The organism is Curtobacterium sp. MCBA15_007, from assembly GCF_001864905.1.
Lineage (GTDB): Bacteria > Actinomycetota > Actinomycetes > Actinomycetales > Microbacteriaceae > Curtobacterium > Curtobacterium poinsettiae.
Genome location: NZ_MJGM01000023.1, coordinates 78,857 through 102,322, shown reverse-complemented (window position 1 = coordinate 102,322; position 23,466 = coordinate 78,857). Strand labels below are relative to the sequence as shown.

The window sequence follows — 23,466 nt, the reverse complement described above, 5'->3', positions numbered from 1 at the left end:
TCGTACAATGACATGGCCACGTCGAGAGAGCTGGCCGCTCGGCCGGGGGGAGGAGAGGACCATGGCGAGACGCCTGCCGTCCAACCCGCCCGTGATCGGCGGTTTCAGTCCCGTGCACGTCCTCGGGTCCGGTGGCTTCGCCGACGTCTTCCTCTACGAACAGGACATGCCCCGGCGCCAGGTCGCGGTCAAGGTGCTGCTGGACGAGGTCGTCGACGACCGTGTCCGGCAGATGTTCCAGGCCGAGGCCAACCTGATGGCCCGGCTGAGCACGCACCCGTCGATCCTCACCGTCCTGCAGGCGAGCGTCGCGGCGGACGGTCGCCCGTACCTCGTGATGGAGCTCTGCTCGTCGTCGCTCAGCGAGCGGTACCGTCGCGAACCGATCCCGGTCTCCGAGGTGCTGTCGATCGGCATCCGCATCGGATCCGCCCTCGAGACCGCACACCGCGAGGGCGTGCTGCACCGCGACATCAAGCCGTCGAACATCCTGCTGACCGCCTACGGCAACCCCGTGCTCTCCGACTTCGGCATCGCCGCGACCATCGGCGGCACCGACCCGGACGAGCCGATCGGCATGTCGATCCCGTGGTCGGCCCCCGAGGTCCTGATCGACGAGTCGCGCGGCACGATCCAGTCCGAGGTGTACTCGCTCGCTGCCACCGTCTACTCGCTCCTGGCGGGGCGCAGCCCGTTCGAGGTCCGTGGCGGCAAGAACGGCGCGAACGACCTGATGCACCGGATCGACAAGGGCGGGGTGAAGCCCACCGGACGCACCGACGTGCCGCCCTCGCTCGAGCGCCTGCTCGCCTCGGCACTCTCGCGCAAGCCGCAGGGGCGCCCGGCGTCGGTGATCGAGCTCGTGCGCGGGTTCCAGCAGGTCGAGGCCGAGCTCGGCATCCCGCAGACGTCCGCCGACGTCGCGGTCGAGGCCTGGGCGATCTCCACACCGACCCCACACGGCGACCGCACGATGATCCGTGAGCTGCAGCCGCCGACCCGTGTCGGTGGCCGCCGCCGGACCCGACGCGCCGTGCAGGGCGGTGTCGTGGCCGGCGGCGGCCACAGCGTCGGCACGGTGCACCGCACCGGTTCCGTGACGCGGAGCCGCCGCCGGAGCCGTTCGACCCTGGTCTGGGCGACCTCCCTCACCGTCGTCGTGGTCGCCGCCCTCGCCGTCGCCACGGTCGTCGTCGTCGGACGACTCGGCGCCGGGGCGATCCCCGTCGTCGCCGAACTCCGCGCCGAGACGTCCCCGCAGTCGGTGTCGTTCAGCTGGACCGACCCGGGCCTGCGCAGCGGCGACACCTACGTCATCTCGTCGAACGGCTCCTCGAGCCAGCAGACCGGCACGACCTTCGTCGTCTCCGGTGACCGGGGCGACGAGGAGTGCATCGCCGTCGCGGTGAACCGGGACGGCAAGACGGGCGCTGCGAGTGCGCAGAAGTGCGCGACGATCGGGAGCGCCGGGTGATCCGCGCCCTCCTCGCGAAGCACCGCTCCGCCGCGGTGACGACGGGCGTCTCGGTGCTCGTCGCCGCCGTCGTCGCGACCACCGCCATCGTGTCCACCGGGTACCACACGCAGCGCGTCGACCTCGGGGACGGCACCGTGTGGGTGCCCTCTGCCGAGTACGGCGCCGTCGGACGGGCGAACACCGGCATCCTGCAGCTCAACACCGCGGTCGAGACGGCCAGCGACGACCTCTCGGTGCTGCAGCGTGGATCCACCGTCTACAGCGTCGACGAGACGAAGGGCACCGTCGCACAGGTCAACGTCGCCGACGCCACCGTCGGCGACGCCATCACCCTGCCGGCGGGGACGCCACATGTCTTGTTCGCCGGTGACACCGCGGTCATCGGCAACGCCGACACGGGCGAGCTCTGGGCCACACCCGCCAGCGACCTCGCCGAGTTCGACGCGTCGGCCAAGGCCGACCTGACCCTCGGCGCCGACACCGTCTTCGACGCCTCCGACGGGCACGTCGCGGTCTACTCCGCGAAGACCGGGACGGCATCGCTCGTCGACGTCGGCACGACACTCACCGTCGACCAACGGTGGAAGGTCAAGATGGACCGCGGCGACGACTTCCAGGTCGCGACGTTCGACGGGCACCTCGCCGTGCTCGACCGCACGAGCGGTGCCCTGTCGGTCGACGGCCGCACCGTCGAGCTCGGTGACCGGGTGGGCTCGTCGCCGGCGCTGCAGCGTTCGTCGGACACGACGGCCCAGGTGACCGTCGCCGGCACAGCGGGCCTGGTCCGGGTCAGCGCCTCCGGTGCCGTGGACGCCACCGCGCTCCAGGTCTCCGGACGCGCCGCCCGGCCCTACGTCGACGGATCGTGCACCTACGCGGCATGGGCGGGCGGACAGGCGATCGACACCTGCGACGGCAACGCGCTGCAGCGGCTGGCGAGCACCGGCGGCACGAGCGAACTGCAGATCCTGCACAACGGCGACACCGTCGTCGCCAACGACCCGACGAGCGGCCGTTCCTGGGCCATCGACCGGAGCGGTCAGCTCATCGACAACTGGGCCGACCTGATCAAGCGGGACGACCAGCAGCAACGGGAGCAGGTCTCCGACGACGACCCCGAGGTCGACAAGGACCAGAAGCCGCCGGTCGCGGTCGACGACGAACTGGGCGCTCGTCCGGGACGCACCACGAGCCTCCCGGTCCTGCTCAACGACTACGACCCGAACGGTGACCCGATCATCGTGAGCAAGGTCGGCACCATCTCGAAGTCCGCCGGCCGCGTCGCGATCGTCGGCGACGGCCAACGCCTGCAGGTGACGCTGTCGTCGCGCGCCACCGGAACCGTGACGTTCCCGTACACGATCACCGACGGCAACGGCGGCTCCGACACCGCGACCGTCCGGGTCACCGTCCGCCCCGACAGCCAGAACGAAGCACCGCGGCAGGTGCGCGACACCTCTGCCGACGTCGTCCAGAACGGGCACGTCGTGACGAACGTCCTCGGCGATTGGGTCGACCCGGACGGCGACCCGGTGTACCTGGAGTCGGCCACGGCGTCGAACGGCGACCGGGTGTCCACCACGCCCGACGGTCTGCTCGACTTCCGGAACGACAGCGGTCGGACCGGCGAACGGTCCGTGCAGCTGGTCGTGAGCGACGGCCGCGCGGACGGCCGGGGCGCCGTGACGGTCCGGGTGGCCAAGCAGGGCACCGTCCCGCTGCGTGCCGATCCGTTCCCCGTGTCCGGCTACGCGGGCAAGGCGTTCACGGTCGAGCCGCTCGACCACGTGCGGGGCGGCAACGGCACCGTGACGCTGACGAGTGTGTCCTCGGCGTCCGGCCTCACCGTCACCCCGAGCTACGACGCCGGCACGTTCCGCGTGCAGGGTGAACGGGCGGGCGACCACCAGCTCGAGTACACGGTGACCGACGGCGTGAAGACGTCGAGCGGCATCGTCCGTGTGACCGTCCTCGCGCCACCGGACGCGTCGACTGCGCCGATCACCACGCCGAAGACGGTGTTCGTCAACACCCTGTCCTCGAAGGACACCGACGTCACCGCGACCGACATCGACCCGGCGGGCGGCGTGCTGCTCGTGACGGCGCTCGACGGCCCCGGACGCGGCAGCGGCGTGCAGGCGAGCATCCTCGACCAGCACACGGTCCGGGTCACCCTCACGGCACCGCTCGACGGACCGGTCTCGTTCGGGTACACCGAGACCAACGGCCTGGCGTCGTCCCCTGGCACGATCACCGTCGTCGAGATCCCGAAGCCCGACCGCATCCAGCCACCGGTCGCCCAACCGGACAGCTCCACGGTGCGTGTCGGCGACGTCGCGAACATCGACGTGCTCGACAACGACACCCAGCCAGAAGGCGAGCCGCTGACGCTGCAGCCCGAGCTGGTGCAGAACGTGCCGGGCGACGGCGGGCTGCTGTTCGTCTCCGGTGACCACCTGCGGTACCTCGCCCCGAAGACGCCGGGCAACTACACCGCCGTCTACCGGGTCGCCGGGCCCGACGGCCAGTACGCCGACGCCGCCGTGTCGATCTCGGTGCGCGAGCGCGACGCCGCCACGAACAACCCGCCGGTCCCGCAGACCGTCACCGCGCGCGTCGTCGCCGGGTCGTCGGTGCGGGTCAGCGTGCCCCTGAACGGGATCGACCCGGACGGCGACTCCGTCCAGCTCGTCGGCGTGGGTTCCAACCCGGACAAGGGATCGGTCACCGACGTGGCCGCGGACGCCCTGACCTACGAGGCCGGCGACTACTCAGCCGGCACCGACGAGTTCACCTACACCGTGGTGGACGCTCTCGGCGCCCGTGCGAGCGGCACCGTGCGCGTCGGCATCGCGCCGCGCGCCGAGCAGGCGTCGAACCCCGTGGCCGAGGCCGACCACGTCACCATCCGGCCGGGCGGCTCGGTCACGGTGCGCGTCCTGCAGAACGACTCCGACCCCGAGGGTGGGCAGCTCACCGTCGCACAGGCGGAGCCCACGGCAGAGGACGTCACCGCGAAGATCCTCCGCAAGCAGCAGATCCGCGTCACGCCCCCGAAGTCGGCGAAGAGCGGTGACTTCGCGGTCCTGTACACCGTCGCGAACACCAGCGGGGGATCGAGCACGGCCTTCCTCACGGTGACCGTCGACCCGGACGCCCAGCCGCTCCGGCCCGAGGTCGACGACACCACCCTCGACCTGCAGGACATCCTGCACCGGCAGAGCGTGACCGTCGACGTGCTCGACAACGTCTTCTTCGCCGAGGGCACCGCGGCCGACCTGCGGGTCGGCGTCGTCCCCGGCTACGGCGACACGGCGAAGCCCACCGACGACGGCCGCATCACCGTGCGGTTGACCGACGACTCGCAGGTGATCCCGTTCTCGGTCGCTCGGATCGACCATCCGGACATCGTGTCCTACGGTTTCATCAACGTGCCGGGCTTCGACGATGCCCTGCCCCAGATCAACCGCAGCGCGGGCGCGGTCACGGTGAAGAGCGAGGCGACCGTGCGCATCCCGCTGCAGGACTTCGTCGTCACCGCGAACGGCAAGACCGCGAAGATCACCGACCGCGGCACGGTCAAGGCCACCCACGCCAACGGGCAGAGTCTCGTGGTGGACTCGTCGACGCTGCAGTTCACGTCGGCGAAGCTCTACTACGGCAGGGCGTCGATCTCGTTCGAGGTGACCGACGGGTCGTCGGCGAACGGCGGCAAGGGACGCGTCGCCACACTCGTGCTGCCGATCACGGTGACGCCCCGGTCGAACCAGCCGCCGGCGTTCACGGGCTCCTCGGTCGAGATGCAGCCGGGGGAGACCCGCAAGATCGACCTCACGAAGCTGACCGACTACCCGTACCCGAAGGACCTGCCGGAACTCCGGTACTCGATCGTCGGGCGGCCCGCAGCGGGGACGACCGCGTCGATCGCGAAGCAGCAGCTCACGATCTCGGTCGCCGACACCGCGAAGAAGAACACGACGGCGTCCGTCGGGATCGGTGTCGCCGACGACGCCAACGCCGGGCGTGCCGGGACGGTCACCGTCGGTGTCGTCGCCTCCACGCGACCGGTGGTGCAGCCCGGCGCCGACCGCTCGGTGACCAAACGCGGGGCGACCACCACCATCGACGTGCTCACGAACGACCAGCCGACCAACCCGTTCCCGGGTGAGCGTCTGCGCGTGGTGAACATCCGCGGACTGTCCGGCGGGCTGCCGAGCGGTGTCACCGTCACCCCGAGCGGTGACCGCACCCGCCTGCAGGTCTCGGTCGCAGCCACCGCGAAGCCCGGCGACGCGCACCTGCAGTACCAGGTGGCGGACGCGACGAACGATCCCGACCGCTACGTCTGGGGCGACGTCACGATCTCGGTGCAGGACGTTCCCGATGCCCCCGGTGCGCCCAGCCGGACCGGCTCCTACGACGGTGGCCAGGCCACCCTCACCTGGTCGACGCCGCAGGGCAACAACTCGCCCATCACCGGCTACCGCGTCGTCGGGACCAACGGTGTCTCGAAGAACTGCGGCACCGCGACGGTGTGCACGCTCACGGGACTCGACCCGAAGGCGTCCTACCGGTTCCAGGTCGTGGCGACCAACGCGATCGGCGACTCGAAGCCCTCGGCCCGCTCAGCCCCGGTGAGCGCGGACTTCGTGCCGGCACCGCCGAAGGGCATCACCGTCACGCCGAGCAAGTCGACGCCGAACCAGCTCGACGTCAAGTGGGGCAAGGTGTCCGCGCCGAACAACGGCAGCGCGGTCGACGACTACATCGTGTCGATCGAGGGCCCGGGCCTGTCGACAACTCGCCACACCGGGACCGCCACGAACACCTCGTTCACCGGTGCCCAGAGTGCTGCTCAGTACAAGGTCACCGTGTCGGCCCGCAACGACGCCGACCGCAACGGCACCGTCGTGCAGTGGAACTCCGCGTCTGCGACCGGCAGCGCCGTCGGGACGCCCGGCAAGCCGACGAACCTGCAGGCGGTCGCCGGAGACCAGGCAGACTCCTCTGGTCGGTCGACCGTCACCGTGACCTGGAGCGCCGGTGATGCCGCGGGCGGCTCGGGGCTCCGCTACGCCGTGTTCCGTTCCGGCAACGTGAACTGCGCTGCGCCGTCCTCGAACTCACTCGGCAGCTCGAGTCCGACGCGCGACTCGGGTGTCGGCGGTGGGTCGACCCGGTACGCGGTGACCGTGACCAACGGCTACTTCTGCAACGTCGAGTACGTCGACGCCGTGACCTACGAACGCCCGTCGGGTACGAGCCGACCGGACGTCCGCACCACGGAGACGAGCGCCAACATCTGGAACGTGACCCTGACGGCGCCGTCACGGCCCGCGGACCACTACCAGCTCGAGACCGGGGGGCAGGCCGTGACGCTCCAGCCCGGCCAATCGTGGACGGGCGTTCCCGGCGCAGGTGGCCGGAACATCTCCTCCCAGCTGGTCCTCCGTGCCTGTGGAGGCCCGGGGAGCTCGTTCTGCACCACCGACGACCAATCGTGGACCGGCGCCGCAGCGGCGTTCGACACCCGGGTCTCCATCACGACGGCCCAGCAGGGCCAGCCCCTGTCGGTGACCGGTCCCAGCGGCGGGACCGTCCGGTACACCGCCTACTGGTACCTCGATGATGACGGCAACCTCCCGATCGGGTTCCCGGCAGGCTGGAACGCCGGTGAGACGGCACCGACTCCTCCGCTGGGGGCGAAGTCGGTGAAGGTCCGCGCCACCGTCACGACGTCCGACGGTTCGAACCTGTCGCAGACCGGTGAGGCGACCGAAGCCTTCGTCATCGCGGACGCACCCGACCCGGAACCGACCCCCGCGCAACCCGCCCCCGGCGGCTGACCCCCGCCGCCCCGACCAGCCCTCTGCCGCACCTCCCGCCACGACCGAAGGACCATCCCGCATGAGCATGACCCCGGAGCAGGCCACCTGGTTCGCCGACGTCGCAGGCCGCATCGTGACCAACGTCGAGCAGGTGCTCCTCGGGAAGACGTTCGTGATCCGCCTCGCGGTCACGGCGATGCTGAGCGAGGGACACCTGCTCCTCGAGGACGTCCCCGGCACGGGCAAGACGAGCCTGGCCCGGGCGATGGCGCAGAGCGTGCAGGGCACCACGAACCGCATCCAGTTCACCCCCGACCTGCTGCCGGGTGACATCACCGGCATCAGCGTCTACGACCAGCGGACGCAGGAGTTCGACTTCCACCGCGGGCCGGTCTTCGCGAACATCGTGCTCGCCGACGAGATCAACCGTGCCAGTCCGAAGACCCAGTCCGCGCTGCTCGAGGCGATGGAGGAGTCCGCGATCACGGTGGACGGCGTCAACCACCGTCTCGCTGCGCCGTTCATGGTCATCGCGACCCAGAACCCGATCGAGCAGGCCGGCACGTACCGACTGCCCGAGGCGCAGCTCGACCGCTTCCTGATGAAGACGTCGATCGGCTACCCGGACCACGCCGCGACGGTGAAGATCCTGGAGACCTCGTCGGCTCCCTCGGCGTCGGTCCCGCTGGCGAGCGTCGTGCCCGCCGCGACCATCACCGAGATGGCGGCCCTGGCGCGCACCGTGCACGTCGACGCCGTGATCGCCGACTACGTCGCCCGCCTGGTCGACGCGACCCGCTCGGCGAGCGAGGTCCGACTCGGCGTCAGCGTCCGCGGTGCGATGGGCCTGATCCGTGCGTCCCGCGTCCTCGCGGCGCTGAGCGGCCGGCACTACGTCACCCCGGACGACGTGAAGGCGCTTGCGGTCCCGGTCCTCGCACACCGCCTGGTGCTCGACGCCGAGGCCGAGTTCGACGGCGTCAGCGCACCGAGCGTCATCGCACAGCTGCTGGTGGAGACCCCGCCGCCCGCCGACCGAGTCACGACGTGACGGACCGCCGGTCCGTCTCCACGCGCTCGCGCCGTCCGTCCTCGACGCGGTCGCGTCGTGGCACGACGGCGTACGAGCGCACGGGGACCGTCACCGGCATGACCAACGTCCGGACGCGCATCGTCGGTGACCGCGACGGCGTCGCAGCGGATGCGGTGATCGGGATCGTCCGGCTCTGGGCAACGGCCTGGAGGCTCGTCCTGCGTCTCTGGGGCGAGGTCTCGTCCGTCGTCACCGGGCTCGGGTGGACGGTCGCCGCGCTGACGCTCGTCGCGTTCGTGGCCGGCTACCGGTTCGGCCTGCGGGAGATCGTCGTCGTCGGGTTCGCCGGTGCGGTGCTCGCGGTCGTCGCCGCGGTGGCGCTGATCGGCCGGTCGCGGCTCGCGATCCGGATGCGGTTGCCGCAGCACCGCGTCGCGGTCGGCGACGAGGCCGGTGTGATCGTCACGGCCGAGAACCCCACACGGCTGCCGTCGGTGCCGACGACCGTCGAGGTGCCGGTCGGATCGGGCCTCGTGGACGTGGCGATCCCCGCCATCGGGCCGCAGGGCACGTTCGAACGGCAGGTTCCCGTCCCCACGCTCCGCCGCGGGGTGCTCGACGTCGGTCCCGTGACCGGGGTCCGCGCCGACCCGGTCGGGCTCGTCCGCCGCGAGGTCGTCTGGACCGCCCGCGAGCAGGTCATCGTGCACCCGCGCACGATCGCGATCCCGTCGACGAGCACGGGCCTGGTGCGCGACCTCGAGGGGCAGGCGACGACCGACCTGTCGCCGTCGGACATCGCCTTCCACGCGATCCGCGAGTACATGCCCGGTGACGACCCCCGCACCATCCACTGGAAGTCGACCGCCAAGTCCGGCGCGCTCATGGTCCGGCAGTTCGAGGACACCCGACGCTCGCACCTCGTGGTCGCGCTCGGCATCGCCCGCGGCGAGTTCGCCGACGACGAGGAGTTCGAGCTCGCGGTGAGCGCCGCGGCGTCGCTCGGTGCCCGGGCGATCCGCGACGGCCGTGAGGTCTCGGTCGTGGTGTCGCAGCGCACCCCGGAGTTCGCCAAGCGCGCCGTCTACGCCGTGCGGACGCTCCCGACCGTGACGCCCACGCGCCTGCTCGACGACTTCGCCTCGGTCGGCCTCGCCGACGCCTGCCTGCCCATCGCCGAAGTCTCGCGGATCGTCGGCAGCGACACCGAGGGCATCTCCGTCGCGTTCCTCGTGGTGGGGTCCACCGTCGGCCTGCCCGCCCTGCGGCTCGCCGCAACCCGGTTCCCCGTCGGGGTGGAGGTCGTCGCGGTGATCTGCGAGCCCGAGGCCCAGCCCCGGTTCCTGCGGGTCGCCGGCTTGACCGTGATGACCATCGGCTACCTGGACGACCTCCGGCACGCCCTGCACCGATCGGCGTCTGCAGCGTGAGCGCCGCACCCGTGACCACCCCGGCACCCTCGGCGGACCGGGCGAGGCGTTCGACGCGACGGTCGGACCGTCGCGATGCCCGACGACTCGTCCCGTTCCGGCTCGCCGGCGGCACCCTGGCGGTCTGGCTGCTGCTGGCCGTCGCGAGCACGTCGTGGTGGCCGGTGTACCGCGACCCAGCGATGCTCACCGCGGCGGTCACCGCGATCGTCATCGGGACGGTCGTCGCGCTCCTCGGCACCCTGTTCCGGCTGCCGACGGCCGTCGTGGCGATCGCGACGGTCGCCGCCTTCACGGTGAGCGGTGTCCCCGCCGCCGTGCCGAGTCAGGCCAACGGCCTGCTGCCCACCGGGCGCGGATTCCTCGACCTCTTCGCGGGCGTCGCCCTCGGCTGGAAGCAGCTGGTGACCATCAGCCTGCCCGTGGGGTCGTACGAAGCGTTGCTCGTGCCGTACTTCGTGACGCTGCTCGTCGCCACGGTGACCGCTGTGAGCGTGGCGACCCGCGCCTCCAGGCAGGAACTCGCGAGCATCCCGGCACTCGTGCTCTTCGCGGTGGGCGTGGTCGTCGGGCCGAGCCGGCTCGACACGTCGATCGTGACGGCCGTCGTCCTGGTCGGCATCGCGCTCGTCTGGGCGCTGACGGTGCGGCACGCGCGTCGCGCGGTCGCGGTGGCCACCACCATCGGTTCCCGTGTGCCGGTCGCGCGATCGATCGTCCGTCCGGCGCTCGTCGGCACGGGGACCATCGTGGCCGCGGCGGTCGTCGCGACCGGTCTCGGCCTGGTCGCTCCGCCGTCCGGGGACCGCACGGTCGCGCGCACCGACGTCGTGAAGCCGTTCGACCCCCGCGACTACGTCAGTCCGCTCAGCGGGTTCCGTGCCTACGAGGAGTCGACGGCATCGGACGCCACCCAGCTCCGGGTGACCGGACTGCCGAAGGACGGGTTCGTCCGCATCGCGACGCTCGACACGTACGACGGCGTGGTCTACCGCGTCGGCGGGTCCGACGGTTCGGCCGGCTCGGGCACCTTCGAACGGGTGCCGACCGCGGTCGACGTCCGGGGTGTCCGGGGCACCACGGTCGACGTCGGGGTGACCGTCGACGGCTACCGCGGTGTCTGGTTGCCCACCGTCGGCGACCTGGAACGTGTGCAGTTCACCGGGAAGGACGCCGACGACGAGCGCGGCGCGTTCTTCTACAACGGGTCGACCAGCACCGGCGCGGTTGTGGGCGGCGTCGGCGACGGCACCTCCTACGACCTCACCGCGGTGCTGCCCGACCAGCCGACCGAACGGCAGCTCGCCACCGCCCGGCCGGGGAGCGCTGCCGTGCCCACCGCGCGGGACGTCCCCGACGCCGTCCGCGACACCGTGGAGTCGACCACGAAGGACGTGTCGGCGCCCGGGGCGAAGCTCCTCGCCGCGCTGCAGGCGCTGCAGCGGAACGGGTACGTCAGCCACGGTGTCGGTGACGACCGGAAGAGCCGGTCGGGCCACGGCGCCGACCGGGTCCAGGAGCTCCTGACCGCACCCCTGATGATCGGCGACCAGGAGCAGTACGCCGCGGCCGCCGCACTCATGGCGGACGAGATCGGGTTCCCCGCACGGGTCGTGATGGGCTTCACCGCCGGGGGAGACTCTGGCCGGAACGGCACCGCACAGCGCGGGGGGACGACGACCTTCCGCGGGTCCGACGTGACGGCCCGCATCGAGGTGGACACCGCGCAGTGGGGATGGGTGATGCTCAACCCGAACCCCGAGGTGCGCGACATCCCGAACGAGCAGCAGCAGACCCCGCAGCCGGTGACCCGGCCGGAGACCGTCGTGCCGCCGCCTCCGGTGGACCAGCAGGACCAGGACCAGCAGGCGCCTCCGGAGAGCGACCGGAACACGCCGCCGGTGCAGCCGCTCTGGCTCCAGATCCTGCTCGCGGTGCTGCCCTGGGCACTCGGGACCCTCGGCGTGGTCGCACTCGTGCTCCTGCCGTTCGCCGTGATCGTGCTGCTGAAGCGACTGCGACGGCGCCGACGGCGGAACGCCGCCTCGCCGCGGGGCCGCATCGTCGGTGCCTGGGACGAGTACCGTGACCAGCTGCTCGACCGTGGGCATGACGTGCGGCGTTCCGCCACTCGTCGTGAAGCCGTCGTCGGCGCACCCGGCGAGGGCGGTACCGGACTCGCTGCGCTGGCCGACCGCGCGGTGTTCGGACCGAGCGACCCCGACCAGACCACCGCCGACCGCATGTGGTCCGCGACCGACGACGCGATCGGCTCGTTGCGCCGCGACCGCACCCGCCGGGAGCGGTTCCGCACGGCGGTCTCGCTCCGGTCCCTGCGGGGAACGCTGCGGCGTCCGACGGCGCGGGCTCGTCGGGGGACCGGCGGCCAGGGTGCACCGGGGCGCGGCGACTACGATGTCCAGAGGCCGGACGAGCGTCGTGGTCGGCCGAGTGAGGACAGAGGCACCACGTGATCAGATGCGAACACTGCGGATCGATGCTCCCGGACGGGGCGATCTTCTGCGGTGAGTGCGGCCGCGCGGTCACCGCTGCGGCGAGCCGTCGCCCGGTCGCGCCGACCCCCGTCGAGCAGGCACCGCCGCCGCCGTTGCAGCAGCCCGACGCGCACGGCCGACGATCCGACCCCGCCTCCGACGCCTGGTTGCCCGAATCCACGCTCGACCCCGCGACCCGTGCCTGGCTCACCGGTGCCGACCGCCGCGGCGAGGAACCGCCGGCCCCCGTGCCGGTGCAGCGTCCCGATGACCTCGCCCCACGACAGGCGCCCTCGCACGTGCACGGTGCCGGGTCGGGGCTCGACGACTGGTCGGGTGCGGCGGACCGGTCAGCGGCCGAGCCGGTCCTGGACCCCGACGCCTACGCGTCCGACCCGCTCGACGCCGACGACCCTGAGCGGACCCGGATCGCCCCGGCACCCGGTCGACCCGCGACACCCGCGGCGCCGGCGAACGACGCCGATGCGCCCACCGTGCAACAGCCGGTGCCGTCTCCGCCAGCCGCTCCCGTCGCTCCCGTCGCTCCCGTCGCGCCTGTCGCGCCCGAGCCCTCGCTGCCCGTCTGGGCACCGCCAGCCGACTCCGCACCGCCGGCAGCACCCGCCGGTCCGTCCTGGTGGGTGGGCCGGGGCGCACCTGCCGCCGCCGAGTCACCCGCCGAGCCGGTCGTCCCGCCCATGCCAGGAGCACCGTCCGAACCGGTCGCCGAGCAGGACGCTCCGGCTTCCGCGCGTGCGTCCGACGCGCCGGTCGTTTCCGCGCCGGAGCCAGACCACCTGACCGTCGCTGCCTCGGAGACCGCTGCCGACGACGACCAGTCGCCCGTCGTGTCGCCCCCGCAGCCCGGGGACACCGCCGTGGTCGAACCGCTGATCGACCGCCGTCCGCCGCGTCCGGCCCCGCTCGTCACACCGGGCATGCACGAGACGACCATCTGCCACGTCTGCGGCAACCGGCTCGAGCCGGACGACATCTTCTGCGGTGAGTGCGGGGCGGTCCGGCCCGCCGTGACCGCGGCCTTCACCGGCCCGGTCATGCCGTTGCCGATGACCCGGCCCGACTGGGCAGCGGACGACACCGCCGGCACCGAGACGTCCGAGGCGAGCACCGCCACGAACCAGGACGACGGGCACGACAGCAGTGCGGACGAGCCCGCGGACCCAGACGGGTCCGCCGACGTCGCCGCACTCGACGAGCCGGATGACGAGATCCAGGCGGACGACGAGTCCGTCCCCGCCGACGTGGAGCAGTCGAGTCCGGGCGGACGCCCCCGCGGGGCGCACGCTGCACCGGAGACCGAATCGGAGACACCGCGCGGGGCGCCTTTCGTCGCGGATTCGCCGATCCCACCCGTGCCGGGTTCCGTCGCCGCGCCGTCCTCGGCGCCGTCCACCACGACCACGGGCGCACCGCTCGCTGCGCCCCTGCCCCCGATCCCGGGCGTGACCGGACCGGCGCTGCCCCTGCAACCTGCTGACCGGCCGGACTCGAACGCCGGAGTCGACGACCTCGACGAGGACGTCGACGAGACCCGCATCGTCGCGAAGACCCCGACCCGGGCTCCGTTCGTGCTGCACTTCAGCACGGGTGAGCGGCTCGGCGTGCACGGCACCGGGCTCCTCGGTCGACTGCCCCGACCGCAGCCGGGGGAGCGCTACGACGACCTGCTGACCGTGCACGATCCGGGCAAGTCCGTGTCGAAGACCCACCTCGAGCTCGGCCGGGACGGCGATGACCTGTGGGTCTCGGACCGGTTCTCCGGCAACGGCACGGTCGTCCGGCACATCGACGGATCCATCCGCCGCTGCGAGCCCGGTCGCCGGTACCGCGTCGAGCGGGGCGCGCGCGTCGACATCGGTGAGCAGTTCTTCCTGGTGCAGTAGGGCACTTCTCCACAGATCCGCTCCCGGGCCAACGTCGGGCACCCGGTTCCTGGTGCGATGGGGACATGTCCCGGTTCACCGCTCGCTGCGTGGTCGTGGGGGCCGCGGTCGCGCTCGTCGTGGTCGGCGTCCTCGCGCCGCTCAGCGGCGTCGGGCACGGTGTCCTGCTCGGCGCAGGCGCGTGCTGCGCCCTGGTCGACGTGGTGCTCCACCGTTCCGCGTCGGCGCTCCCGGCGGACCGTCCGGTCGTGGTGGTCGCGCCGTCGATCCCCGACCGGGTCGGTGCTCCGGGCACACCTCCTGACACGTCGGAACGCCTCCACGTGCTGCAACCGCCGGCGGCCCTCGTCCCCGACGCCGATGGTGGGTCACCCACACTCGTCCTCGGACACGGTCCCGGCGATCACGTGGTCCGGGTCGATGCGGCGTCACACGTCGCGGTCGTCGGGACCGGGGCACTGGCTCTCGCGGTGTTCCGCGGGCTCGCCGAGCAGCTCCGTGCCGCTGCCGTCCACGACGGGGACGACCTGCGGTGGGCCGTCGCGCCCGGACTCCTCGACGCCGGGGGACCGACCAGCGACGAGCCCTCGCCGTGCACCCTGCCGCGGGGCACCTCGGTCGCGGTGTGGATGGACGAGGGCGGCCGACCGCTCGGCACCGTGGTGCTCGTGGCCGGACTCGGATCGGTGCCCCGACAACGAGACGTCACCGTCGAGGTCACGCGGTACGGCTGTTCCGTCCGCCGATCCGACGACCACGACGTCGTCCGGGTCGCCCCGGCGCTCCCGCTGCTCGACCTCGACCCCGTCGGCACCGGCTGAGGAAGCGCGCCGGACGGGGGCGCCGATCGATCAGCGACGACCGAGCATCAGCGCAGCCCGGCGCCCGCGCGCACCGTCCCGACGGGCACACCGCCACCGAGGACCCGCTCACCGGTCGCCTCGAGCACGTCGGCCACCCCGTCGGCCGCGACGAGCCCGTTGCGCTCGAGCAGGGCCAGGGCTGCCAGGGTGCCGGCCCGTTGTGAGCCGTCGAGTACCTTCACCGCGACCGCCGCACCGCCGGGCAACCCCATGACCATGACGCCCTCGGCACCGAACTTCGCGAGCACCTGCAGCCGCTCGATGGTCACCGTGTTCGCACGTCCGACGCCGTCGATCGCCCACGGGTGGGCCAGGACCGCGTCGGTCAGGGCGGCGGAGTCGTCGTCGGCCCGTGCCACGACCCCGGCGAACCCGCGCGCGAGCCCGGTCAGGCTCAGCGGGAACACGGGAGCGCCGCAGCCGTCCGTGCCGACCAGGTCGACGGACTCGTGCGTGTACTCCTCGACCACGGAACGCACCCGCTGCTGCAACGGGTGCTCCGTGTCCAGGTACGTGGCTTCGTCCCACCCGTTCACCCGGCAGGCGGCGAGCATGCCGGCGTGCTTGCCGGAGCAGTTCATGGCCAGTCGGCGGGGGCCGTCCATCGTGCGGGCGGTCCCGCGGTCGAAGGGCATGTCCGGCGGGCAACCGAGGTCGGCCTCGACGTGGTCGAAGGACTCGAGCATGTGCAGGGCGAGCGCCTGGTGCGCGGCGGTGCCGGCGTGGCTCGCGGTGGTGAGGACGAGCTCTTCGTCGGAGAACAGCGCACCGGCTCGTCGGACCGCCAGCGCCTGGAACGGCTTCATGGTGGAACGCGGGTAGATGCTCGCGGTCACGTCGCCGACGGAGTCGATCACCGTGCCGGTCGCGTCGACGACGACGCCGGCTCCGACGTGTCGGCTCTCGTCGAACCCTGAGCGTTCGAGCACCGCCAACTCGACGGAACCGTCGGCGGTGAGAGGATGGCGATCACTGCGGACTTCGGGGCTCACCGTCATGCCGCCATGCTAGCCAAGGCGAAGGGGCGCACCCGTGCACGACCACTCCTACGAGGTCTCCGTCAGCTGGACCGGCGACCGCGGGACCGGCACCTCCGGGTACCGCGACTACGGCCGCGAACACGTCGTCTCGGCCACCGGCAAGCCCGACGTCCCCGGCTCCGCCGACCCGACGTTCCGCGGGGACCGAGATCGTTGGAACCCCGAGGAGATGGTGGTCGCGGCACTGGCCCAGTGCCACATGCTCAGCTACCTGCACGTCGCGGTCACGAAGGGCTTCACCGTCGTCGACTACCGGGATACCGCGACCGCGTCGCTCCGCCTGAACCGCGACGGGTCGGGCGAGCTGACCGAGGCGACCCTGCACCCGGTGGTCACGATCCTCGAGGCCGACCGGGTGGCGGACGCCGAGGCCGCGCACACCACGGCCAACGAGCTCTGCTTCATCGCGCGGTCGGTGGCGTTCCCGGTGCACCACGAGCCGCAGCTGGTCGTCCGACCTGCGTCATTGGCAGGGGACTCTTCGGCTGGTGGGGCAGACTAGGTTCCCGTGAAGCGTCTCCGCCTGCTCCCGATCGCCATCGTCCCCGCCGTCGTGCTGGGACTCGCCGCCTGCTCCGGCTCCGGTTCGAGCGGGCCCTCGGCCTCGCCGACCCCGTCGGCCAGTGCCACGGCCTCGGCGATCACCTCGTGCCCCGACCCCGGCAAGTCGTCCGACTCGATCAAGGCGACCGGGGCGTTCGGGGGAGCGCAGGCGCCGAGCGTGAAGTTCGCGTCCGGTCTGTCCGCCAAGACCCCGCAGGCCACCCGGCTCGTGCAGGGCAAGGGCGCGTCCCTCGACGAGGGCGACTACGCGCAGGTCTCCTACAGCGTGTACGAGGCGTCCGACGCCAAGAAGCTCGGCACCGTCGGCTTCGACGAGGGCAACCCGCAGGTGCTCTCCGTCGGTGGCAAGGGCTTCGGCGCGCTCCTGGCCTGCTCGAAGGTCGGCGACCGGATCGCCGCGGTCGGACAGTCCTCCGCACTCGGCTTCAACACCGGCGGCGAGATCGTCGTGGTCGCCGACGTCGTCGCGCAGACCCCGACCAAGGCGAACGGCACCCCGCAGGACCAGGACCCGGGACTGCCCACGGTCAAGGACAAGGCTTCCGGTGAGCCGGAGATCACGGTCCCGAAGGGCGTGAAGGCACCCACGAAGACCACGGTCGAGGTGCTGAAGCAGGGCGACGGCGCCGCGATCGCCGACGGCGACACCGCGCTCGTGCAGTACAAGGGCGTCGTCTACGACACCGGCAAGGAGTTCGACTCCTCGTGGTCGAAGGGCGTCCCCACCACCTTCACCGTCTCGGAGAGCGCGCTCATCAAGGGCTTCGTCACCGGGCTCGTCGGCCAGAAGGTCGGCTCGCAGGTGCTCATCGTCGCCACGCCGGAGGACGCCTACGGCGCCAACCCGCGGGAGGGCTCGGGCATCCCGAAGAACGCCACGCTCGTCTTCGTCGTCGACATCCTCGCCAAGGGCTGACCGTGACGGACGACCGCGTCGGCAGCGCCGGTCCGGAGCGTCGGCGCATCGTCGTCCTCGGCAGCACCGGCTCGATCGGCACCCAGGCGCTCGACGTCGTCGCCCGCAACCCCGACCGGTTCGAGGTCGTCGGGCTCACTGCCGGCAGCAACCGTGCACTGGTCGCCGAGCAGGCCGCCCGGTTCGGCGTCCGCGACACGGCGTTCGGTGCGGCCGACTCGGAGCAGCTCGTCCGCAGCGTCGAGGCCGACGTCGTCCTGAACGGCATCACGGGCTCGGTCGGCCTCGGTCCGACGCTCGCGGCGCTCGAGAGCGGTGCCACACTGGCCCTCGCCAACAAGGAGAGCCTGATCGTCGGCGGCTCGCTCGTGCAGCAGGCCGCGTCGCCCGGGCAGATCGTGCCCGTCGACAGCGAGCACTCCGCGATCGCGCAGGCGCTCCGTTCCGGCGCCGACACCGAGGTGCAGCGGCTCGTCCTCACCGCGAGCGGCGGTCCCTTCCGCGGGCGCACCCGTGAGCAGCTCCGCGACGTCACCCCCGCCCAGGCGCTGGCGCACCCCACCTGGGACATGGGACTCGTCGTCACGACGAACTCCGCGACCCTGGTCAACAAGGGGCTCGAGGTCATCGAGGCGCACCTGCTCTTCGGCGTGCCGTACGACCGCATCGACGTCACCGTGCACGCGCAGTCGATCGTGCACTCGATGGTCGAGTTCGTCGACGGCTCCACCATCGCCCAGGCATCGCCGCCGGACATGCGTCTGCCGATCGCGCTCGGTCTGGCCTGGCCGGACCGCGTGCCCGGCGTCGGCACCCCGCTCGACTGGACGACCGCGAGCACGTGGACGTTCGAGCCCCTCGACCAGGACGCCTTCGGAGCCGTTGCCCTCGCGAAGCGGGTGGGCGAACTGGGTGGGACGTTCCCGGCCGTGTTCAACGCCGCGAACGAGCAGGCCGTCGCCGCGTTCCACGCCGGCGCGATCGGTTTCCTGGACATCGTCGACACGGTCGAGCGCGTCGTCGAGGAGCACACCGCGGGGGAGCCGTCACTCGACGGCGTGCTCGCTGCGGAGCAGTGGGCGCGCACCGCTGCGGACCGCGCACTGACCCGCTGACGCGGGTCGCGCCTCCCGTCCGACGCGGAGGCGGCAGACCGCGGACGTGACGCAAAGGCCTGGAGGCCCAGCTCGCCTCGCAGACGGCGCTCGGCTCCGTCATGGAATCAGTCCCGTACTCTTTCCCGGTGACCGTCGAATCCGTCCTGCTCTTCGTCCTCGGCGTGGTCGTCTTCATCATCGGCCTGCTGGTCTCGATCGGACTCCACGAGCTGGGGCACCTGTCCTTCGCGAAGCTCTTCAACGTCAAGGTGACGCAGTACTCGCTGGGCTTCGGCAAGGCGATGTGGTCGTTCAAGCGGGGTGAGACCGAGTACGGCATCCGCCCGATCCTGCTGGGCGGGTACATCTCGATGGTGGGCATGCTCAAGCCGCGCGCTTCTGGCCGCGAGATCACGAACACGGGGATGTACAGCGCGTTCGTGCAGGACGCCCGTCAGGCCAGCGCCGAGCAGATCGCGGACTCCGGCGGCGACGACTCCCGCGCCTTCTACCGCCTGACGCCGTGGAAGCGGATCATCGTGATGGTCGCAGGCCCGGCGATGAACCTGGTGATCGGCATCGTGCTGTTCGGCGTGCTGCTGTGCGGGTTCGGGGCACCGACCACGACCTTCACGTCGAGTGTCGGCTGCGTCCTGCCGAACAGCCGGACGACCGAGTGTTCGCCCGGCGACGCCGTGTCCCCGGCGAAGCAGGCCGGCATCGAGTCCGGCGACGTCGTGCTCTCGGTGAACGGCGAGCAGGACCCCACGATCACGCGCGTCTCCCAGGTCTTCCAGGAGTCCGCGGGTGAGCAGGTCACCGTGGTCGTCGACCGCGACGGCGCGCGGAAGACGCTCGAGATCACCCCGACGACCGCCACCCGTGACGTCTACGACGCCGAGGGGAAGGTCGTCAAGAACGACGACGGCACCACGAAGACCCAGCGCGTCGGCGTGGTCGGCGTCAGCATCGGTCAGTCCCTGGTGCGGCAGTCCCCGGCCGCGGTCCTGCCCGCGACGGGCGCCCAGATCGCCGCGTCGGCGCACCTGATCATCGACCTGCCGCAGCGTCTGGTCGCGGTGTGGAACGCCGCGTTCGGTGCGCAGGAGCGGTCGCAGGACAGCCCCGTGTCGGTGGTCGGTGTCGGTCGTGCGATCGGGGAGGTCTCGTCGATGAGCGGTGTCCCCGTGGTCGACAAGGCGTACACGATCCTCGGGCTGCTGGCCTCGCTCAACATCGGCCTGTTCGTGCTCAACATGGTGCCGCTGCTGCCGCTCGACGGCGGGCACATCGCGGGCGCGCTGTGGGAAGCGATCAAACGACGGTCGTTCAAGCTCGTCGGCAAGGCCGACCCGGGGCCCATCGACCTGGCGAAGACGATGCCGCTGACGATGGTCGTCGTGGTGCTGCTGGCGGGCATGAGCGCGCTGCTCATCTACGCCGACATCGTCCGACCTGTGAACCTGTTCGGGTAGCGCTCGGAGCCACTACGCTCAGCGCATGAGCACAGCCGCCACGAACCCTCCCGAGGTTCGCGCCGTCGAACGACAGGGGCTCGACGTCATCGCCGAGTCGGATCGGAAGGGCTCCCCGAGGGGGCTGTTCTGGCCGTGGTTCGCGGCGAACATCTCCGTCCTCGGCATCGCGTACGGGTCGTTCGTCATCGGGTTCGGTATCTCGCTGGCCCAGGCGACGATCGTCTCGGTCATCGGGGTGGTGTTCTCGTTCCTGCTGTGCGGCATCGTCGCGATCGCCGGCAAGCGCGGTTCGGCGCCGACCATGGTGCTGAGCCGAGCGGCGTTCGGGGTCCGCGGCAACCGGGTGCCCTCGTTCCTCAGCTGGGTCCTCACCGTCGGGTGGGAGACCTCGCTCGCCGCGCTGGCGGTCCTGGCGACCTCGACCGTCTTCACCGAGCTCGGTTGGGACGGCGGGGTGCTGACGAAGGTCGTCGCGCTGATCGTCGTCGCAGCGCTCGTGGTCGGCGCCGGGATCGCCGGGTTCGACGTGATCATGCGCCTGCAGACCGTGATCACCGTCGTCACCGCCGTGTTGACCGTCGTCTACATCGTGCTCGCCGCGCCGACGATCGACTTCGCGGCGCTCGGTGCCCTGCCGTCCGGCAGCACCCAGAACGTCATCGGGGCGCTCGTGCTCGTGATGACCGGGTTCGGCCTGGGCTGGGTGAACGCCGCCGCCGACTACTCGCGGTACCTGCCGCGGGGCGCGTCCACCGGTGGCGTCGTCGGGTGGACGACCCTCGGTGGCGCACTGGCACCGGCGATCCTCGTGGTCTTCGGCGTCCTGCTCGCCGGGTCCTCGCCGGACCTGAACGCGGCGATCCAGGACGACCCGATCGGCGCGCTCACCACGATCCTGCCGATCTGGTTCCTCGTCCCGTTCGCGATCGTGGCGATCCTCGGGCTCGTCGGGGGAGCCGTCCTCGACATCTACTCGTCGGGCCTCGCGCTGCTCAGCGCCGGCGTGAAGATCCCGCGGCCGGTCGCCGCCGGGGTCGACGGCGCGTTCATGGTCGCCGGCGCCGTGTACATCGCCTTCTTCTCGGAGAGCTTCGTGAAGCCGTTCCAGGCGTTCCTCGTGACCCTCGGGGTGCCGATCGCCGCATGGGCCGGCATCTTCGTCGCAGATGTCCTGCTCCGTCGTCGCGCCTACGCCGAGGCGGAGCTCGACGATCGCCGCGGGCGCTACGGAGACGTCCGGTGGCTGCCGATCGCGCTCGTCGTGCTCGGCACGGTGCTCGGCTGGGGTCTGGTCACGAACACGTACGGCGTCCCCGCGTGGCTGAACTGGCAGGGCTACCTGCTCGGCCCGTTGGGACTCGGCGGACGCGGAGGGGCCTGGGCGTACGCGAACCTCGGCGTCCTCGTCGCCCTGCTGGTCGGGTTCCTCGGCACGCTGCTGTTCGCGCGTGGGTCGATCCGCCGTCAGGAAGCACTGAGCACCCCGGAAGCACTCGGCACCCCAGAAGCACTCGGCACCCCGGACGACCTGCGATGAGCGCGGAGGTCCCCGACGACGCCTGGCTCGTCGTCATCGACATGCAGCAGGTCTTCACCGGCGAGAACCCGTGGGCGGCACCGCGCTTCGACCACGCCGGCGCCGGCATCGAACGGCTCCTGCCCCGGTTCACCGGTCGCACGGTCTTCACCCGCTTCGTCGCCCCGGTCCAGCCCGAGGGCGCGTGGGTGCCGTACTACCGCGAGTGGCCCTTCGCGCTGCTCCCGGACGCCGACCCGCTGTACGCGCTCACCGAGCCCTTCGCGTCTGCTGCCGCGGACCGGAACGACCCCGTCGTCACGGAACCGACCTTCGGCAAGTGGGGGACGAGCCTCCAGGCCGTCGTCGGCGACCATCCGCACCTGGTGCTCACGGGGGTGTCGACCGACTGCTGCGTGCTGTCGACCGCGCTGGCGGCGGCGGATGCCGGCGCGACGGTGACGGTCGTGGCCGACGCCTGCGCCGGCGCCAGCGACGCGGACCACGACCGGGCCCTCGCGGTGATGCGGCTCTACGCCCCGCTCATCACGGTCGTGGACTCGGTCAGGGAGCTCTGAACGGACCCACGGGGACCAGAGCCGGCATGGTCAGACCGAGCGCGTAGAGTGCTCACGTGCCCGCAGTCAACCTCGGTATGCCCAAGTCCCCCGAAACCCTCGCTCCGCGTCGCAAGTCGCGGCAGATCCGGGTCGGCAAGGTGCTCGTGGGCGGCGACGCCCCGGTGTCCGTGCAGTCGATGACCACGACGCAGACCACCAACATCAACGCGACGCTGCAGCAGATCGCCGAGCTCACGGCGTCGGGCTGCGACATCGTCCGGGTCGCCGTGCCCACGCAGGACGACGCCGACGCGCTGGCGATCATCGCGAAGAAGTCGCAGATCCCCGTGATCGCCGACATCCACTTCCAGCCGAAGTACGTCTTCCAGGCGATCGACGCCGGCTGCGCGGCGGTCCGCGTCAACCCGGGCAACATCCGCAAGTTCGACGACCAGGTCGGCGCGATCGCCAAGGCTGCCAAGGACGCCGGCGTCTCGCTCCGCATCGGTGTGAACGCGGGGTCGCTCGAGCCGAGCCTGCTCCAGAAGTACGGCAAGGCCACCCCCGAGGCGCTCGTCGAGTCCGCCGTGTGGGAAGCCTCCCTGTTCGAGGAGCACGACTTCCACGACTTCAAGATCTCGGTCAAGCACAACGACCCGATCGTCATGGTGAAGGCCTACCGCCAGCTGGCCGCCGCTGGTGACTGGCCGCTGCACCTCGGTGTGACCGAGGCCGGGCCGGAGTTCCAGGGCACCATCAAGAGCGCCACCGCGTTCGGCATCCTGCTGGCCGAGGGCATCGGTGACACCATCCGCGTGTCGCTCTCCGCCCCGCCCGCGCAAGAGGTCAAGGTCGGCCTGCAGATCCTGCAGTCGCTCAACCTGCGGGAGCGGAAGCTCGAGATCGTCTCCTGCCCGAGCTGCGGTCGTGCGCAGGTCGACGTCTACCAGCTCGCGAACGACGTCACGAAGGGGCTCGAGGGCATGACCGTCCCGCTCCGCGTCGCCGTCATGGGCTGCGTCGTGAACGGTCCGGGCGAGGCGCGCGAGGCCGACCTCGGCGTCGCCTCGGGCAACGGCAAGGGGCAGATCTTCGTCAAGGGCCAGGTCGTCAAGACCGTGCCCGAAGCCGAGATCGTCCAGACGCTCATCAACGAGGCGAACCGCATCGCGGACGAGATGGGTCCCGCGGCCGCCACCGGCACGCCCCAGGTGATCATGGCGCCGTAGGCGCGACCACCATCCTGACCGGAGGCCCGGTGCCAG

Annotated in this window: 15 protein-coding genes; 14 read left to right on the top strand and 1 reads right to left on the bottom strand. The window is 71.7% G+C overall.

Annotated features, from left to right (window positions below; translation table 11 throughout):
• Positions 1–61: 61 nt before the first annotated feature.
• From BIU95_RS11415 to BIU95_RS11385, 7 genes are all read left to right on the top strand, one after another.
• Positions 62–1,474 (top strand): serine/threonine-protein kinase, encoded by a 1,413-nt coding sequence (locus BIU95_RS11415; protein ID WP_031259111.1) that lies wholly within the window; start codon positions 62–64, stop codon positions 1,472–1,474.
• Complete coding sequence (locus BIU95_RS11410; RefSeq protein ID WP_071251717.1) at positions 1,471–7,323, top strand: Ig-like domain-containing protein; 5,853 nt, start codon at positions 1,471–1,473, stop codon at positions 7,321–7,323. Before BIU95_RS11415 ends, BIU95_RS11410 begins: the two co-directional genes overlap by 4 nt.
• 61 nt (positions 7,324–7,384) lie before the next feature.
• Entirely contained in the window at positions 7,385–8,356 is a 972-nt protein-coding gene (locus BIU95_RS11405) for a MoxR family ATPase (RefSeq protein WP_027465773.1), read from the top strand.
• A 98-nt stretch (positions 8,357–8,454) separates the two neighbouring features.
• Complete coding sequence (locus tag BIU95_RS11400) at positions 8,455–9,768, top strand: DUF58 domain-containing protein (RefSeq protein ID WP_056069134.1); 1,314 nt, start codon at positions 8,455–8,457, stop codon at positions 9,766–9,768.
• The gene (locus BIU95_RS11395; protein WP_071251716.1) at positions 9,765–12,242 is read left to right on the top strand and encodes a DUF3488 domain-containing protein; all 2,478 of its coding nucleotides are present in this window, start codon (positions 9,765–9,767) and stop codon (positions 12,240–12,242) included. Before BIU95_RS11400 ends, BIU95_RS11395 begins: the two co-directional genes overlap by 4 nt.
• Positions 12,239–14,167 (top strand): zinc-ribbon domain-containing protein, encoded by a 1,929-nt coding sequence (locus BIU95_RS11390; protein WP_139179760.1) that lies wholly within the window; start codon positions 12,239–12,241, stop codon positions 14,165–14,167. The genes BIU95_RS11395 and BIU95_RS11390 overlap by 4 nt, the downstream gene beginning before the upstream one ends.
• 65 nt (positions 14,168–14,232) lie before the next feature.
• Complete coding sequence (locus BIU95_RS11385) at positions 14,233–14,988, top strand: hypothetical protein (RefSeq protein WP_017885733.1); 756 nt, start codon at positions 14,233–14,235, stop codon at positions 14,986–14,988.
• Positions 14,989–15,035: 47 nt separating this feature from the next.
• On the opposite strand, the gene BIU95_RS11380 is transcribed toward BIU95_RS11385, so the two are convergent.
• Positions 15,036–16,028 carry an asparaginase gene (locus BIU95_RS11380; RefSeq protein ID WP_051067348.1) on the bottom strand — a complete coding sequence of 331 codons (993 nt, stop codon included), beginning with the start codon at positions 16,026–16,028 and terminating at the stop codon, positions 15,036–15,038.
• A 34-nt stretch (positions 16,029–16,062) separates the two neighbouring features.
• On the opposite strand from BIU95_RS11380, the gene BIU95_RS11375 reads away from it, so the two are divergent.
• The 7 genes from BIU95_RS11375 to ispG all read left to right on the top strand — a co-directional run bounded on the left by BIU95_RS11375 (position 16,063) and on the right by ispG (position 23,430).
• Positions 16,063–16,572 carry an OsmC family protein gene (locus BIU95_RS11375; protein WP_017885731.1) on the top strand — a complete coding sequence of 170 codons (510 nt, stop codon included), beginning with the start codon at positions 16,063–16,065 and terminating at the stop codon, positions 16,570–16,572.
• Positions 16,573–16,578: 6 nt separating this feature from the next.
• Positions 16,579–17,550 carry an FKBP-type peptidyl-prolyl cis-trans isomerase gene (locus tag BIU95_RS11370; RefSeq protein ID WP_071251714.1) on the top strand — a complete coding sequence of 324 codons (972 nt, stop codon included), beginning with the start codon at positions 16,579–16,581 and terminating at the stop codon, positions 17,548–17,550.
• Positions 17,551–17,552: 2 nt separating this feature from the next.
• The gene (gene dxr, locus BIU95_RS11365) at positions 17,553–18,665 is read left to right on the top strand and encodes a 1-deoxy-D-xylulose-5-phosphate reductoisomerase (RefSeq protein WP_071251713.1); all 1,113 of its coding nucleotides are present in this window, start codon (positions 17,553–17,555) and stop codon (positions 18,663–18,665) included.
• Positions 18,666–18,793: 128 nt separating this feature from the next.
• Complete coding sequence (locus tag BIU95_RS11360; protein ID WP_175470761.1) at positions 18,794–20,122, top strand: RIP metalloprotease; 1,329 nt, start codon at positions 18,794–18,796, stop codon at positions 20,120–20,122.
• Positions 20,123–20,147: 25 nt separating this feature from the next.
• Entirely contained in the window at positions 20,148–21,662 is a 1,515-nt protein-coding gene (locus BIU95_RS11355; RefSeq protein ID WP_071251712.1) for a cytosine permease, read from the top strand.
• A complete protein-coding gene (locus BIU95_RS11350; protein ID WP_071251711.1) occupies positions 21,659–22,219 on the top strand; it encodes a cysteine hydrolase family protein in 561 nt (186 codons plus the stop codon). The genes BIU95_RS11355 and BIU95_RS11350 overlap by 4 nt, the downstream gene beginning before the upstream one ends.
• 56 nt (positions 22,220–22,275) lie before the next feature.
• Complete coding sequence (ispG, locus tag BIU95_RS11345; RefSeq protein WP_171907786.1) at positions 22,276–23,430, top strand: flavodoxin-dependent (E)-4-hydroxy-3-methylbut-2-enyl-diphosphate synthase; 1,155 nt, start codon at positions 22,276–22,278, stop codon at positions 23,428–23,430.
• Positions 23,431–23,466 lie beyond the last annotated feature (36 nt).